General features: G+C 41.8%; 13 protein-coding genes. 6 read left to right on the forward strand and 7 right to left on the reverse strand.

From position 1 onward, the window contains the following. Positions 1-25: 25 nt before the first annotated feature. Complete coding sequence (locus IPJ86_01750; GenBank protein MBK7886058.1) at positions 26-667, forward strand: alpha/beta hydrolase; 642 nt, start codon at positions 26-28, stop codon at positions 665-667. A gap of 832 nt (positions 668-1,499) precedes the next feature. Here the strand turns inward: IPJ86_01750 and IPJ86_01755 are convergent. Continuing rightward, the gene (locus IPJ86_01755) at positions 1,500-1,850 is read right to left on the reverse strand and encodes a hypothetical protein (protein MBK7886059.1); all 351 of its coding nucleotides are present in this window, start codon (positions 1,848-1,850) and stop codon (positions 1,500-1,502) included. Positions 1,851-2,045: 195 nt separating this feature from the next. On the opposite strand from IPJ86_01755, the gene IPJ86_01760 reads away from it, so the two are divergent. Both IPJ86_01760 and mtgA read left to right on the forward strand, forming a co-directional pair. Continuing rightward, positions 2,046-3,260: a T9SS type A sorting domain-containing protein gene (locus tag IPJ86_01760; GenBank protein MBK7886060.1), complete on the forward strand. Its 1,215-nt coding sequence runs from the start codon at positions 2,046-2,048 to the stop codon at positions 3,258-3,260. A 402-nt stretch (positions 3,261-3,662) separates the two neighbouring features. After that, entirely contained in the window at positions 3,663-4,340 is a 678-nt protein-coding gene (mtgA, locus tag IPJ86_01765; GenBank protein MBK7886061.1) for a monofunctional biosynthetic peptidoglycan transglycosylase, read from the forward strand. An 18-nt stretch (positions 4,341-4,358) separates the two neighbouring features. Here mtgA and IPJ86_01770 read toward each other — a convergent pair whose 3' ends face one another. Beyond that, entirely contained in the window at positions 4,359-4,916 is a 558-nt protein-coding gene (locus IPJ86_01770) for a hypothetical protein (protein MBK7886062.1), read from the reverse strand. A 68-nt stretch (positions 4,917-4,984) separates the two neighbouring features. Here IPJ86_01770 and IPJ86_01775 point away from each other — a divergent pair, with 68 nt between their 5' ends. Further along, positions 4,985-5,692 (forward strand): SDR family oxidoreductase, encoded by a 708-nt coding sequence (locus IPJ86_01775; protein ID MBK7886063.1) that lies wholly within the window; start codon positions 4,985-4,987, stop codon positions 5,690-5,692. Between the two features lie 200 nt (positions 5,693-5,892). On the opposite strand, the gene IPJ86_01780 is transcribed toward IPJ86_01775, so the two are convergent. Beyond that, positions 5,893-6,237, reverse strand: a complete 345-nt coding sequence (locus IPJ86_01780) for a hypothetical protein (GenBank protein MBK7886064.1) — start codon at positions 6,235-6,237, stop codon at positions 5,893-5,895. Positions 6,238-6,370: 133 nt separating this feature from the next. On the opposite strand from IPJ86_01780, the gene acs reads away from it, so the two are divergent. Both acs and IPJ86_01790 read left to right on the forward strand, forming a co-directional pair. Further along, entirely contained in the window at positions 6,371-8,266 is a 1,896-nt protein-coding gene (acs, locus tag IPJ86_01785) for an acetate--CoA ligase (protein ID MBK7886065.1), read from the forward strand. Positions 8,267-8,372: 106 nt separating this feature from the next. Then, complete coding sequence (locus IPJ86_01790) at positions 8,373-8,639, forward strand: hypothetical protein (GenBank protein ID MBK7886066.1); 267 nt, start codon at positions 8,373-8,375, stop codon at positions 8,637-8,639. A 35-nt stretch (positions 8,640-8,674) separates the two neighbouring features. On the opposite strand, the gene IPJ86_01795 is transcribed toward IPJ86_01790, so the two are convergent. The 4 genes from IPJ86_01795 to IPJ86_01810 form a co-directional block, all read right to left on the reverse strand. Further along, entirely contained in the window at positions 8,675-9,727 is a 1,053-nt protein-coding gene (locus IPJ86_01795; protein ID MBK7886067.1) for a T9SS type A sorting domain-containing protein, read from the reverse strand. Positions 9,728-9,735: 8 nt separating this feature from the next. After that, positions 9,736-13,245 carry a hypothetical protein gene (locus tag IPJ86_01800; protein MBK7886068.1) on the reverse strand — a complete coding sequence of 1,170 codons (3,510 nt, stop codon included), beginning with the start codon at positions 13,243-13,245 and terminating at the stop codon, positions 9,736-9,738. A 189-nt stretch (positions 13,246-13,434) separates the two neighbouring features. Then, positions 13,435-14,070 carry a hypothetical protein gene (locus IPJ86_01805; GenBank protein MBK7886069.1) on the reverse strand — a complete coding sequence of 212 codons (636 nt, stop codon included), beginning with the start codon at positions 14,068-14,070 and terminating at the stop codon, positions 13,435-13,437. A gap of 17 nt (positions 14,071-14,087) precedes the next feature. Next, complete coding sequence (locus IPJ86_01810; protein MBK7886070.1) at positions 14,088-14,576, reverse strand: SHOCT domain-containing protein; 489 nt, start codon at positions 14,574-14,576, stop codon at positions 14,088-14,090. Positions 14,577-14,853 lie beyond the last annotated feature (277 nt).

Raw genomic sequence — 14,853 nt, forward strand, 5'->3', positions numbered from 1 at the left:
CAATCTAAAGAGATAATGAAGCGAAATGACAAAAACTCTTTACATATTTAGCGGACTGGGGGCTGATGAAAGAGTCTTTCAACGACTTGACTTTTCCGGCTTTTCGACAACTTACATCAAATGGATTGTTCCGCAAGACAATGAAACTATTGAGCACTATGCAACACGACTACTTGACCAAATTACAACTATAAAACCGACTTTAATCGGACTTTCATTCGGTGGACTAATAGCTATTGAAATTGCAAAACAAATTGAAACTGAAAAAGTAGTTTTAATCGCTTCTGTAAAGACTAAAAAAGAAATTCCCCTTTACTATCGTTTGGCCGGACAACTTGGACTTCATAAACTTATTCCAACAGCCTTTTTAAAAAGCTCAACCTTTCTTACAAATTGGTTCTTTGGCACAGGTTCAAAGTTTGAAAAGCAACTTTTAAAACAAATTCTTATGGACACCAATCCAGTTTATTTGAAGTGGGCTATTGAAAAGGTGGTAAAATGGAGAAATCAAAAAGAGACCATAAACATCTTTCATATACACGGGACAGCCGACAGAATTCTACCATTAAAAAATGTAAAATGCAACGCGATAATCAAGGATGGTGGTCACTTTATGACCTTAAATAAGGCCGATGAAATCAACAATATTTTAAGACAGCAGATATGACAATGAAAATCCTACCCAATTATGACCTTTAAAACACTCATATCACATAGCAAAGCGGGTAGCTGGCAGCTGATAGCTCAAATCCAAACAAAGAAATCACGAGGGGGGCCCCAAACAACCTTTTCCCCAAAAAATTGGAATTATAAAAATTAAATTTTACCCCACCCGGGGGAAAAAAGGGCCCCAAAACCTTAACCCCAAAACCTGGCGACGGGGGGGGGAGGGGGCGGAAGGAATTACACCCAAACAAAGGGGGGGGAAAAAGCCGCCCCAAAGGCGGGGGGGGGCGCACCTAAAAATAAAAAAAGAAAAGGATTTAAAAAAAAAAAAAAGGAGAAAAAAAAAAAAACCCACCGGAAACGCCCCAGGGGCCCTGAGCATTAAAAAAAAAAAATAAGAGGAGGAGAAAAAAGCAAACGGGGGGGGCCGGCCCCCCCCCCCCCCCCCGCGGGGGGGGGGGGGGGGGGGGGGGGGGGCCCGGGAAATTATTCCAGCGGGACTCCAAAAAAAAAAAAATAAACCCACCAAAAAACCCCAATAACGACAAACAAAAAAAAAAAAAAAAAAAATAAAAGGGACAAATTTAAAAAAAGGGCCCGGGGGAAAAAAAGGGAAAAACCCCCCAAACGGGGGGCGCGGGGGAGCCCAAAAAAAACCCCAAAAAAAGGGGAAAAGGGGGGGGGGGGGGGGAACGGTAAGATTTAGTTGAAAACATCGAAAGTCCATTTTGTCAATCAACACTACCCAACACGAGATTAAAAAACGCAACCGATAGATTATAACCCTTTGCCAGTTGCCCCAAGCCCGCAGCCGGAAACCGGAAGCCAAAAAGCTACAATGCCCCCACCCTCTTTTCCTTCGGACGAATAAATATATAGTAGCTCAAGACAATGATGACACCGATGGTGAAAAACACAATAGCTATTGGGCGCAAGGTATCGTTGAAGAAAAATTCTCCGATCATCCAGATGGAATTGGCACAAAGCCAGCTCACCACTGCTATGTTGTGAAAAAGTTCAGAGTTGAGGGCCCGGTGTTTCCAGGTGAGGTAGATGGCCACAGCAAGGGTGGGTAGGATCATGATTAAACCGGGAATTTTCAAATCCAGCACCCAACAGGTATCCTTGATCAGCCATAGCACGATATGAAAGTTCTCGTATTCGCGTAATTTGGTATTCATCATGGGGCTAATATAATTAATATCAAAAAACGAATCAACTTTTTAGTATGCAGGAGACCTGGTTAACTGGTACCACTTTTTTCAAAAGTATTAAAACAAGGCAAACATTTGTTTGAACAAAATACGAAATTATCACTCTAAAACATAACATTTATCATACTTTGAAAACAGGCCAAACAAATTGAATAATATTGCTAAATGAATTCACTACAAAAAATTACAATTATCAGTCTATGTTGTTTTGGAATACCATCTGCAGAGGTAGCAGCGCAATGGTCCAATATGTCTTCCGGAATAACTGATGGGATCACATCTATCTGTTCTCCATCTCCGGATACGGCCTATGCTGTCAGCACTGCATTCGCTAACGGAGGAAAAATCATAGCCACAAAAAATGGAACGAACTGGAATCAGCAATTTTCATCTCCAAAATATCTCCTGACTGTTTTTTTCCGATCTGCTAACCTTGGTTGGGCGGGTGGCGGTATCATCCCGGGGGGAATTATTTTAAAAACAACTGACGGTGGTAATAAGTGGGATACCATGACCACAAGTCTTTTCCAGATTTACTCCATTCATTTTATTAATGATACACTGGGATGGGCCATCGGAAATGATGCCACGCAAGGTACTTGCTATATTTATCATTCCACAGATGGAGGATTGAATTGGTCCCAACAATTTTCTGGCTTTGATTATCTTCGAAACATTCATTTTACATCTCCCCTTATCGGTTATGCCGCCGGTGATAACGGAAGAATATTTAAAACCATCGATGGAGGTTTAAACTGGCTACTGTTAAGTACGGGTGTTGTTTTTCATTTCAGTGATGTAGAATTTGTTTCAGATTCTATCGGTTGGGCAGTTGGCTCTTACGTAACTGGAGGATGTTATCACACAACGGATGGAGGAGCTTCCTGGAACGCACAAAATCTTCCGTTCAGCACTCCGCTACGATCGGTTTCGTTTGTGTCACCGAACACCGGATGGATCTGCGGTGAAAATGGAAAAGTACTTATGACCACCAATGCCGGAACCAATTGGATCGCACAAAATGTACCGGTTACGATTAACCTGAACAGCATTCATCTCTCTGATCCGGGCAATGGCTATGCCGCGGGAGAAACAGGGAGCATCATTAAGTATGAAAACAGCACAAGCGCTATCCACGAAACGACATTAAATGCTTTGAAGGCTTTCCCAATTCCTACTTCCGGCGAATTGTTTATTTCAGCACCGGAAAATTTCCTGAACAATTACTTCAGCATCTCCGACTGTTCGGGAAGAATCGTATTTAAGGGCCAGCTAACGGGTAATAATAATCGTATTGATATAAGTCTTTTAGCCAACGGAATTTACTTTCTAAAATCAGATATGCAAACAAATGCTCGTTTGAAAATCATTAAGAACTAATCTCTGTTCATTGCCAGACCTATTTTATTCTACTTGGATTATCACTCACCTATGTCGCCCTTACAGGGCTTGGTTTTGATTTATTTCACGTTCCTATAATAATGGCATCCCTACGGGATTGTTTTAGGCGAAATTCTTAAGACGGGTTCGTCACTTAAAAAATTTCGATAATGAACCTTCACACTGTAAGCAACTGGGTATCTCACGCGCGCAACCTCAACACTAAAAAACAAATCCCTCAAGACGAGCGAGGAATTTAACCCTCAGAGATTAAAAGTGAGATCTATTAAGATATTCTTTACTCTTTTACAAACTGTGCCAAGAACACTTCTTTTCCGTGTTTAGTCTGCATCACTGAACAGCAGGAAAACCCGGTATTCACCTTTTATGTAATTTTGTTTAATGATTAAAAAGGTACTTCGATTACTTACCCGGATCGTTCTGGGATTTCTTATCATCAGCATTCTGAGTACCTTACTTTTCAGATTTATACCCGTACCGGCAACACCTCTTATGATCATTCGCTATTTTGAGATGGAAGATGGTAAAATTGATAAAGACTGGAAATCTTTGGAAGAAATATCTCCAAACCTGCCTTTAGCAGTTGTCACTGCCGAAGACCAGAAATTTGAAGAGCATTTTGGGTTCGACCTTGATGCTATTGAGAAAGCGGTAAAGTACAATGAAAAACATAAAGGGAAGAAAGTTAAAGGGGCTTCTACAATAAGTCAGCAGACGGCGAAAAATGTTTTTCTCTGGCCCGGAAGAAGCTGGGTACGTAAAGGGCTGGAAGTCTATTTTACTTTTCTCATTGAAATTTTATGGAGCAAGGAACGCATCATGGAAATGTATTTGAACGTGATTGAGATGGGTCCCGGTGTTTATGGAGCGGAAGCAGCTGCACAATATTATTTCGATAAACCTGCAGCCAAACTTACCAAAAGCGAATCCGCAACGATCGCTGCCATTCTTCCCAATCCTATTCGCTGGTCGGCCAGTAAACCGACACGTTACATCATTAAAAAACGAAACTGGATTTTACGGCATATGGGAAAAATTGAATTGAAAGAAATGCCTTAATGTCTTTTTAAAACGCTGCTAAAATCCAACGTTAATCCCGGTACGAATTATCGGATTCTCGTAAATCTGATAATCGCTTTCAATCACATTAAACAATACCATCAGGGTTAAAGCAGAACTGCGTCCGAATTGTTGGGTATATCCACCACCCAAAAAAAGACTGCTGACATTTTTACGAACCAATTTGGTAAAGAGCAAATCGGGGACTTCTATATTGACCATTTCATATTCAGAATACAGCAACACACTTTCGAGGACTTGATATTGTAAAAAAGTACGTCCGCCATAGGTATGCGTTTCGTATTTGTAATTTCTATCCCGGTGATCTTTGAAATAGGTATAAGTAGGACCTAAGCCTGTCCCCAGTTTATCTGTCAAACGGTAACCAATAATCGGAGAAACGGCTATATACGTTAAGGTGCCGAAATTCAATCCGATATTTCCTCCAAAAAACAGACGGTCGCGAAGGGGCGTACGGGGTTTTTCAGGCTGGGGCGCAACAACGGGACCGCTATCCTGAGCCGACAATTGAATGGCCATGAACAGGATACAGATGCAGATGATACTTTTTTTCATATTCTTTCAAAATCAAAGGTACAACATCCAATCATTTTTTTTCCTTTGTAGCTAAGAATTTACAAAGAATGGACAACCCTAAAACATATCTGATTACCGGAGCATCTTCGGGCATTGGATATGAAACGGCTTTAAAATTAGCGCATGAACCTTTTACTACAGTTATCGCTTTAGCTCGTACGACAGATAAATTGCATCAGCTGGTGCAGCAATCGGGAGGAAAAATTATCATAAAAACTTTCGATCTCGAACAGGAAGATCCGATGGTGATTGCTGATTTTCTTCATTCATCCGGCATAAAAAGTTTGAATGGAATCATCCACAATGCCGGCTTCCTGGTGAACAGGGCTTTCGGAGAAATCAGCAAGGAAGAATTGGAACAAAGCTATCGGGTCAATGTCTTTGCGCCCTTCCGGCTGACGCAAGTATTGTTGCCACTTTTAACTGCGGCTAAGGGAGCGCATATCCTTCATATCAGCTCTGTAGGAGGTGTACAGGGAAGTGTGAAATTTGCGGGCCTGAGTGCTTATTCCAGCAGCAAGGGGGCTTTATCCGTATTAACGGAATGCCTGGCCTTAGAATTAGCACCTGCTTCCATAAAAGTAAACTGCCTTGCATTAGGGGCGGTTCAAACAGAGATGTTAAACGCCGCATTTCCGGGATATGAAGCTCCGTTAAAAGCACATGAAATGGCTGATTTTGTGAGTTGGTTCTTGTTAAACGGGCATCGGTTTTTTAACGGAAAAATTCTGCCTGTCGCTTTGAGCACGCCTTAGTATAAATCAAATAACCAATGGATTTAGATTGACAGCGTCATAATGTTTACGGATTTTAACACGGAGGAAACAGAGGTGACACGGAGACAACTTCGCTAAAGCTTCGATGTCCAAGGGCTTCACAGAGAGCTTGCGCTTTGAATGACATTCTTTTCCGTCTGAAGCTAAGAGATCAGTATTGAATTATACCTCCAAGCGGATCAATCCTCCTCTTCCTGCGCTATATATTTTCCATCCAGAATATCAAATATTTTATAGCCCTTCAAGGGTATCACACTTGTCGTTTGATCCAGGAGGGCGGCAACATTAAAAATAACTTCCTTTTCCTGTATTTCTTTCGCATCAAAGGTGATCAGCAAACAGGAAGATTCGACATGATACCCCCAAAATTCCACGCCCTTCAGCCGTTTGAGATGATGTTGAACACTCTTTACAGTGGCTTCGTTCAGGTGCCTTATTCTTAAAATCAACTCATTGCCTGCATCCAGCCGCGCAGAGCAGAGCGAGAAACAGAGTAAGAGAAACATCAACCGAATCACACGCATCACCCTGGAAAGTTATAGCCGATACTGCCAAAAAAAGAACATTTTTCCGAATAATCTTACAACCACAAAAGAATGGTTCCGGCGATGAAAATATCCGGCAAGAAGTGTAATTTTGAAACAACAGAATCAGCCTATGAAATCACACATCCGAACCGTTGAAGAATACAAAGATGCCTATGATAGAAGCATACGAGATCCTGAAAAATTCTGGGCAGAAATTGCAGAAGAATTTCAATGGATGAAGCCCTGGGATCAAGTGCTGGAGTGGAACTTTGATACTTTCGACGTGAAATGGTTCAAGGGCGCCCAATTGAATATCACGGTGAATTGCCTCGACCGCCATCTCGAAACAAGAGGAGATCAGATTGCTATTCAATGGGAACCTAATAATCCTGAAAAACATAATCGTCATTTGACGTATCGTCAGTTGTATGCAGAAGTTTGCAAAACAGCCAATATGCTTTTGTCAGCCGGAATTACAAAAGGTGATCGTGTTTGTATTTATATGCCGATGGTACCTGAGGCGGCGATAGCTATGCTGGCTTGCGCGAGAATCGGTGCTGTACATTCAGTGGTGTTTGCGGGATTTTCCGCACAATCCTTATCCGATCGCATCAATGATTCCGGATGTAAAATGGTGATTACTGCAGATGGTGCATTCAGAGGAGCGAAATCGATTGGATTGAAAGAAATTGTTGATGAAGCATTGGAGACATGTCCGACGATAGAAACGGTAATCGTATTGCGACATACATTACAGGAATGTCAGTGGAAAGAAGGGCGGGATCAATGGTGGCATGAAGCTATTAAAAATTGCAGTGAAGTATGCGATCCGGTGCCGATGGATGCGGAAGACATGCTATTTATTTTATATACCTCCGGTTCAACAGGAAAACCCAAGGGCGTTGTACATACTACCGCAGGGTATATGGTCTGGACAGCATACACTTTTAAAAATGTATTTCAGTATCAGCAGGGAGACTTATACTGGTGCACGGCTGATGTGGGATGGATTACCGGACATAGTTATATTGTTTACGGTCCCTTACTGGAAGGTGCCACCACTTTAATGTTCGAAGGTATACCGACATGGCCCGATGCCGGACGTTTCTGGCAGATCATTGATAAATACAAGGTCAATATTTTTTATACCGCTCCTACTGCTCTCCGTTCGCTGATGGCTTATGGAGATGAGTTCGTATATCCCTATTCGTTAGCCTCACTTAAAACGCTTGGTTCGGTGGGAGAGCCCATCAACGAAGAAGCATGGCAATGGTATTATGACAATATCGGCAAAGGCAATTGTTCGGTGATCGATACATGGTGGCAAACAGAAACGGGCGGCATCCTCATCTCTCCGTTGGCGCATATTACTCCTGCAAAACCAACGTATGCTACTCTACCTTTACCCGGTGTTCAACCTGTCCTGGTTGATCATGAAGGCAAGGAATTGCAAGGGATTAATCAGGAAGGAAATCTTTGTATCAAATTTCCATGGCCCGGAATGTTGCGCACTACTTATGGAGATCATGAGCGTTGTCGACTTAACTATTTCGCGACATTTAAAAACCTTTATTTTACCGGAGATGGAAGTCGCCGCGACCATGAAGGGAATTATCGCATCATTGGCAGAGTAGATGATGTGATGAATGTCTCCGGACATCGACTTGGTACAGCAGAAGTGGAGAATGCCATCAACGAACATCCACATGTTATTGAATCGGCAGTGGTCGGATATCCGCATGCCATCAAGGGACAGGGAATTTACGCGTATGTGATCTGCGATCATCTTCCGGAACATGCTGATCAACGTAAGCGGGAGATTCTGGAGATAGTCAATAAAGTCATCGGACCCATCGCCAAGCCAGACAAAATTCAGTTTGTCACCGGGCTGCCGAAAACCAGATCCGGAAAAATCATGCGCAGGATACTCCGAAAAATAGCAGAGGGAGAACTGACCCATCTCGGCGACACCTCTACCCTGCTCGACCCTGCGGTGGTGGAAAGTATTAAGGAGGGAGTGGTGTAGATGCTAAGCAATTGTATTCATTCAATATTGACATTGATTGCGCTTCATGTATATTTGATTAATTAAATGAAATATTCTTATCCGGAAAATATTAATCCTGCAAAACATGAACAAAGGAGACAAAATATTTGAACTCATTGGATGGATTCGTATCCTCATCTCTCCCTTACTTGCCGGATTCATCATTGGCGCTATCGTTTACCTGATCTATCCGGATCAAAACGGAATCATAGCTGCGGTAGCGATTAGTCTGGCAGGTTTAATTACAGGAATACTTTGGGCGAACAGCAAATTGAAAGGAAAGGGAACTATTCATTTCGTATCGCGGGTTATGGCGACTCCGGAATTGGATAAAGATGCTGATACCAAATAATTTCTTCGGAGATAATAAATCATATTCTCTATTTATCACTTCCTCACCAACTTCACCGGCTCCGTAGTATTATCTCCTGAAATGAGTTTCAGGAAATAAATACCGGGAGGAAGATCATTGAGGATACTCAGGTTGACCGAATTTGATCCGCGTGAAACATCCATACTCTCCCGGAAGGAAACTGTTCCCTGTACATTGTAGAGCATGAACTCGGCCACACCTTCTATATCACTGCTGAAATTAACCTGTAGTTCATTGATGAAAGGGTTGGGTCCGACAGAAGTCATGGAAAACGATTTATCGGACTTGCCAAAATCGAGCAATACGGCTCTGAAAGTTTCATTTTCACCGTTATAGTCCGTTTGCTTTAAACGGTAATACGAGCGACCTTCCAATGGAGATTGATCGATAAAACTATAGTCTTTTCGGGTAACGGTATTTCCGGAGCCGTTCACAGTGCCAAGAGATGTAAACTCTCCTCCATCACCACTGCGTTCAATGGTAAAATAATCATTGTTCTTTTCCGTTTGTGTAGCCCACTTTACTACGGCTGTACTTCCTTCCCTCTCAGCACTGAAACTGATTAACTCAATAGGAAGAGAATTCGCTGCACTGCTTGTTCCAAGCGCAAAAATACCGTATGGTGTTCCGGGAAGATTGGATTGCAGCGTTCCCGTAGAAACATCTCCGGAAACCGATGCATTCCCCAGGTCATTCCAACGCGAAGCAAGCACATCCCATCGCGCTACTCTTAAATCACCGATGGCAGAAATACCACAACTGACCGGACTCTGCCAGGAAAGAGATATTCTCACATTTGAACTTCCCAGGTTGCGTTGAAATGCCCAGTACTCACAACGGCTAACATTGTAGAGTGAAGACTCCCGGTTATTCACAGGATAAATGGAATCAGGATTTGCTTTAAAGTACTCCGCGGTGTATTGCTCTGTTGATGATGAAGGCGCCGTCATTCCGATCGGACGATACACACCATTCGCACCCACCGGAAAAGTGAAGGCTGCATTTCCGATTTTTCTCACCGGACCTTCTACATAACTGGTATTGGAAACATTTGTTACTGTTGCCACGGATGAACCTAGCGTAAAAAGATTAGCGGCATTGAGTAAACAATTCCGGAAGTCAGGTTCAGAGAATGACTCACGGTAACGGGTACATTTAAACGCACATCACCACCGGGTTTATCCACTATCATGCGACGTATAACAGGAGGGAACAAGAGATGACCTCTTATTTGTTGCGTTGTGTTTCCATTCAGTGTAACAAAACCGGCACCTGAATTAGCAAAAGTAATAGCCGTAGTTGAACTGTCGGTTAAAATATCACCGCCAAATGTACAGATACTATTACTTGCAGGTGATAAAACACCGGCACCTGTTTGAATAAAAGAGGCATTGCTGTTAAAGTCATCGGGATTAGAATTTGCCAATACGAAACTACCGGTTCCACTATTTTTAATGATGACGTGCTGATTAAAAATATTTCCACCATTTGAAGTATTTCCTCCAGCGCCGTTCTTTTCGACACGGGCTGTTGAATTAAAAACTGCACCGTGCAAATACACTTGAGGAAAACTGAAGTCAACCGCTCCATTAAAAGTTGAATTTAAACTTAAATACAGCGCCGCCGTTCCGCTCGTCATGGCGAGTGATTGAGGAGTATTTCCTACTTGAGTAAATCTTCTCAAATTCAACTCACCTCCCGTATAATTCCCTGCTCCGATTAATATCCTTTTCCCATCTGCCAGTTGAGAGGAACCATTGCCACCGCCGAAACGGATGCCTGCTGAGCCTGTACTATTTAGAATCAGATCCGCGTTGAACTCGGTTACACCTCCATTGTATCCCACATGAATTAATCCTGATCCTGCGTTGGTAAATTCAACGACATCATTAAAAACATCTCTGGTGGAATTCGCCAACAAGAGATATCCGGTTCCGGAATTCATAAAAGAAGAAGAAGCATTAAAAATATTATTCCCATTACCGGCATCGTTTGCTGCCCCGGTTTTAGTGACAGAAATTGTTCCATTAAAAGTCGCACCATTAAAACAGATACCTCCACTGTTTATGGAAACATCTCCATTCAAAACCAAAGCAGGTCCCAGATTAAGTATGGCCCCTGTCCCCAGTGTAAAGGAAAGAGGGTTGGCACCCGTCTGTGTGAAGCGGGAAAGGTTTAATGAACCGGAATTGAAGCCCGATGTTCCCACAATAAATGTTTTACCTGTGGCCAACGAAGATGTACCTGTGCTCGCACCAAACCGTATGCTTCCGTTACTTGTAGAGGAAACTATAATATTTTCATTAAACTCTGTATTAGTGCCTCTGTGTGCTAAATAAATTATTCCACTTGAATTTGTCGTTGCTGAAAGAACTCCATTATAAATATCTCTCACTGAATTAGAAAAAACCATATAGCCCGTACCATTATTCACGATAGAAAGAGAATCGCTAAAAACGTTATTTCCGTTTCCGGTATTATTTCCTGCCCCTGTTTTTAACAAACTCACTTTTCCACCAAATGTACCACCGTTCATACACACTCCTCCGGCTTCCACATTTAAAGGACAAGCCATCTGAGCTGCCGGACCAATGGTTACAGTAGCATTTGGTCCGGTAGAAATAGTTTGAGGAATTGTTGCTGACATGGTTACAGCACCTAACATCAGATCTCCGCTCACAAAACCTGCATTCCCTGCTAATATGGATTTTCCATCTGCCAAAATAGCCGTTCCATTGCCTGTGCTGATTCGAACTCCACCTCCACCACCTGAGCTGTTGAGGAAAACATTTTCGTTAAAGAGTGTATTCGTTCCCTTATGCGCCACATAAATGGTACCTGTACCATTACTGCTAAAAGTAGCCGGAGCATTAAAAATATCTCTTGTACTATTCGACATGACCATATAGCCTGTGCCATTGTTAATCACGTGTACGGAATCATTGTAGGTAGTATTGCCACTGCCATTATCATTCGAGCTTCCTGTCTTTACTGCTGTTAACTTCCCGTTGAAAGTACAACCGGATAAACACATTCCACCACTTGTTACAGTTACATCATCTGCAAAGGAGGTAGAAGGTCCTAGTGTAAGCGTAACCGCATTACCCAAACTTAAATCAAAGTTTCCGGCCGGAAAAGCAATACCGCCCAATTGTAAACTTCCGCTTTCAAATCCCGCCCCACCTACTCTGATGGATTTACCCGCTGCCAGCATTGAAGTACCTGCAGCATTACCAAAACGAATGCTTCCTGTAGAAGTACTACTTACATTCACATGATCATTGAACTGAGTATTGACACCGTTATGTGCGACATAAAGGACTCCGGTACCAGTACTGTTAAATGTCACTTCTCCATTGAAAATATCTCGGGTAGAATTGGAAAAAGACATGAATCCTGTTCCCTCGTTGGTTATCACGGTGGTACCATTGTAGGTATTATTCCCTGAACCGTGCGTGTTGGCAGCTCCGTTCTTAGTGATATTTACATCGCCATTAAACACAACCCCGTTCAGACTAACGCCCGGACTTACCGCTATAAAATCAGATGGAAAAGTAGTTGCAGGTCCCAATGTTAAAACAGCACTTCCGTTTAATGTAAGTGACTGATCTGAACTACCGGCTATGGACATACGTGATAATTGAAGTGTTCCGCCGGAAAACCCGGTATTGCCAATAGTTAATTGTTTATCTGCTGCCAGTATGGACGTACCATTGCTTCCTCCAATTCTAATTCCTCCCCCGGTACTGTTAAAAATCAGATTCTCATTAAACTGTGTATTTGTTCCATTATAGGCGATGTAGAGGACTCCGGCGCCCGTGCTATTTAAAGTTAAAGGAGCATTATAAATATCGCGGGTAGAATTCGAAAAAATCAAGTACCCCGTTCCTGAATTGGTAATAAAAGTGGAATCATTGAAAGTATTATTCCCTGAAGCAACATCATTGCTTGCACCTGTTTTAGTCAACCGGGTGATCCCATTAAATGTAGTATTTCTTACAGTCACAATTCCTGAATTCACTTCAATATCCGTATGAATAGTCGGTCCGGCTGAACCGCTTCCGAATACGGTGGAACTGCCATTGGTCACCATGTTGCCAGTACCGGTTGAAGTGGCAATAGTGCCACCGTTGAACGTTGCGTTTCCATTAACAACCAGGTTTCCTCCTCTTAGTTCTAAAGTGGAAGTCGTATTCATCACAAAACTACCTGCTAATGTCAATGAAAATCCATTCATATCTAACTGTGAACCGGAATTCATTGTTATATCTGATGTATTTACGGCATTGTCTAAAACAGGATATCTGCTCAAGGAGGAAGGGATCGTGATTTGATCATTAATTGTAGGCAATCCCGAAGGCGTCCAGTTGTTTGAGTTGGACCATAAACTATCAGAAGAGCCATTCCAGGTATAACTGATTCCGGCAACAGCGGTGGTATTGACACCCAAATTCCAATAAATCAATCCTGCAACAAAGGCAAAAACAGAGAAAATACCTCCTGCAATCAGATAGCGTTGCACGAGTTTAGTCCTTTGTTGTTGTTTGATTTTCAACCTTTTAACTTTAGTTTTAGCTCTTTCCATACTAATTTCTGATTGTTTAAAAAATCAAAAAGTATACGATAAGGGCATGGAGATGTTTCAGTAAGTACTCAGCAATTCGCGAATCGAAGTCCACCTGACCTCAAAAAAGCGAACACATTTCTTTAGTGAAATCGTTCACAACGCAAAAAAATAAACATTTAAAATTTCCCGGATGTTATGCTGTAGAAATCAAGCTGATGTTTTCACTTCAAGCAATTCATTCGCTGTACGTGTAAAATAAATCAACCAGGAAACTGTGCCTAACAGCTTCATGGCATCTTCTAAAAATGTATCCTTCGAGATAGGCAAGGGTAAAATATCAATGATAGTGGAAAGACCGAGGAAGAAAAAAGCGAGAACAAGAGCAATAAAATCAGAATTCAATAACTGCCTTCTGAAGCGAATAAAATAAATCAGGTAGATATTCAGATAAGTCAGATAAATCATATTATCTGAAATATTAAAATAGAGTGGAAACACGAGTTCATGCAACTGGAACAAATCATCCAGGGTCATCAATAAAGTAATGATTCCGCTGAAGAGGAGAAACTGTTGTGTTTTTGCACTTACATTTCCATCTATTCGCCATGCACCATAAAAGCAAATGGTCACTGCAGCACTCCAAATCATAATTCCGACATTGGAGAAGAAGCCGATATAAAACGGAGCAAAAAATTGAGCATTCGGGTCCTGTGTAAAAGAATCTAACGAGATATCTTTGGCAGTACTGATAAAAATCGCAAGCAGCAAGGCAAGAGTTGTCAGCAACCATGAAATCAATAAAACCGGAGTTACCTTTCTGAACTGTGAGCTGATGCTGCGCATACTACTGTTTCTTTATATTATTCTCCGAGAATCTGTCTCTTTTGCAAATTGAACTCATCGTCTGTCAATAATCCCTTATCACGCAGATTGCCGAGCTTTTGAATTCTATCCAACTTGTGATCGAAATTATCTTCACCATTGGAAACTTTTCGACGATCATTGCGAGCCGGTTGTTCATCCGATTCAGCATCTCCTTTTTTTCGCATGAACATCCAGATAAGACCGATGAGCAGAAAAATACCTACACCAATGTTAAAGATAAAAAGAATAGAATTGGTATGTGACGATTGAAGGTTATCACCTTGCGCATCTTCCAACTGTAATTTTAATTCTGCATTACCGGCTTTCAATGCTTCGATCTCTGTGTTGGCATCTGATATCTTTTCATTTTGCGAACTTAAAGCACGATAAAGCGAATCTTCTCGCGATTCCATCTCCACTATCATCGCACCCAGACTATCAATCAAGAGTGCTCTGCGGTCGAATGCAGGAGCGATATTTTTCACAGGTACTGTCTTTATTTGTGCAGGCCTTCGAATACTATCCTGGGCCCTTACAGGTGCTGCCGAAAAAATTAACGAGCAGAAAATACATGTTAAGAGGCTATAAACAACTACTTTCATGCTTGATAGGGATCCGGGGAATGTCATATTTAAGTTGGTTAAACTACAAAAATGTTTGGCAAAAGTAAAGAAGCTACGGAGATTTATTAAAAAATTGATCGTAATTTTGATAGAGTTTGTTAACTATCAATGAATTCAACCGGTAATTTAATATATTTGA

It is taken from the genome of Bacteroidota bacterium (assembly GCA_016713925.1).
Lineage (GTDB): Bacteria > Bacteroidota > Bacteroidia > AKYH767-A > OLB10 > JAJTFW01.

What these genes read in the sequence shown, in the direction of transcription:
- IPJ86_01750 (MBK7886058.1), top strand. Translation starts at nt 26, where the DNA reads ATGACAAAAACTCTTTACATATTTAGCGGACTGGGGGCTGATGAAAGA.
- IPJ86_01755 (MBK7886059.1), bottom strand. Translation starts at nt 1,850, where the DNA reads ATGATGAATACCAAATTACGCGAATACGAGAACTTTCATATCGTGCTA.
- IPJ86_01760 (MBK7886060.1), top strand. Translation starts at nt 2,046, where the DNA reads ATGAATTCACTACAAAAAATTACAATTATCAGTCTATGTTGTTTTGGA.
- mtgA (MBK7886061.1), top strand. Translation starts at nt 3,663, where the DNA reads ATGATTAAAAAGGTACTTCGATTACTTACCCGGATCGTTCTGGGATTT.
- IPJ86_01770 (MBK7886062.1), bottom strand. Translation starts at nt 4,916, where the DNA reads ATGAAAAAAAGTATCATCTGCATCTGTATCCTGTTCATGGCCATTCAA.
- IPJ86_01775 (MBK7886063.1), top strand. Translation starts at nt 4,985, where the DNA reads ATGGACAACCCTAAAACATATCTGATTACCGGAGCATCTTCGGGCATT.
- IPJ86_01780 (MBK7886064.1), bottom strand. Translation starts at nt 6,237, where the DNA reads ATGCGTGTGATTCGGTTGATGTTTCTCTTACTCTGTTTCTCGCTCTGC.
- acs (MBK7886065.1), top strand. Translation starts at nt 6,371, where the DNA reads ATGAAATCACACATCCGAACCGTTGAAGAATACAAAGATGCCTATGAT.
- IPJ86_01790 (MBK7886066.1), top strand. Translation starts at nt 8,373, where the DNA reads ATGAACAAAGGAGACAAAATATTTGAACTCATTGGATGGATTCGTATC.
- IPJ86_01800 (MBK7886068.1), bottom strand. Translation starts at nt 13,245, where the DNA reads ATGGAAAGAGCTAAAACTAAAGTTAAAAGGTTGAAAATCAAACAACAA.
- IPJ86_01805 (MBK7886069.1), bottom strand. Translation starts at nt 14,070, where the DNA reads ATGCGCAGCATCAGCTCACAGTTCAGAAAGGTAACTCCGGTTTTATTG.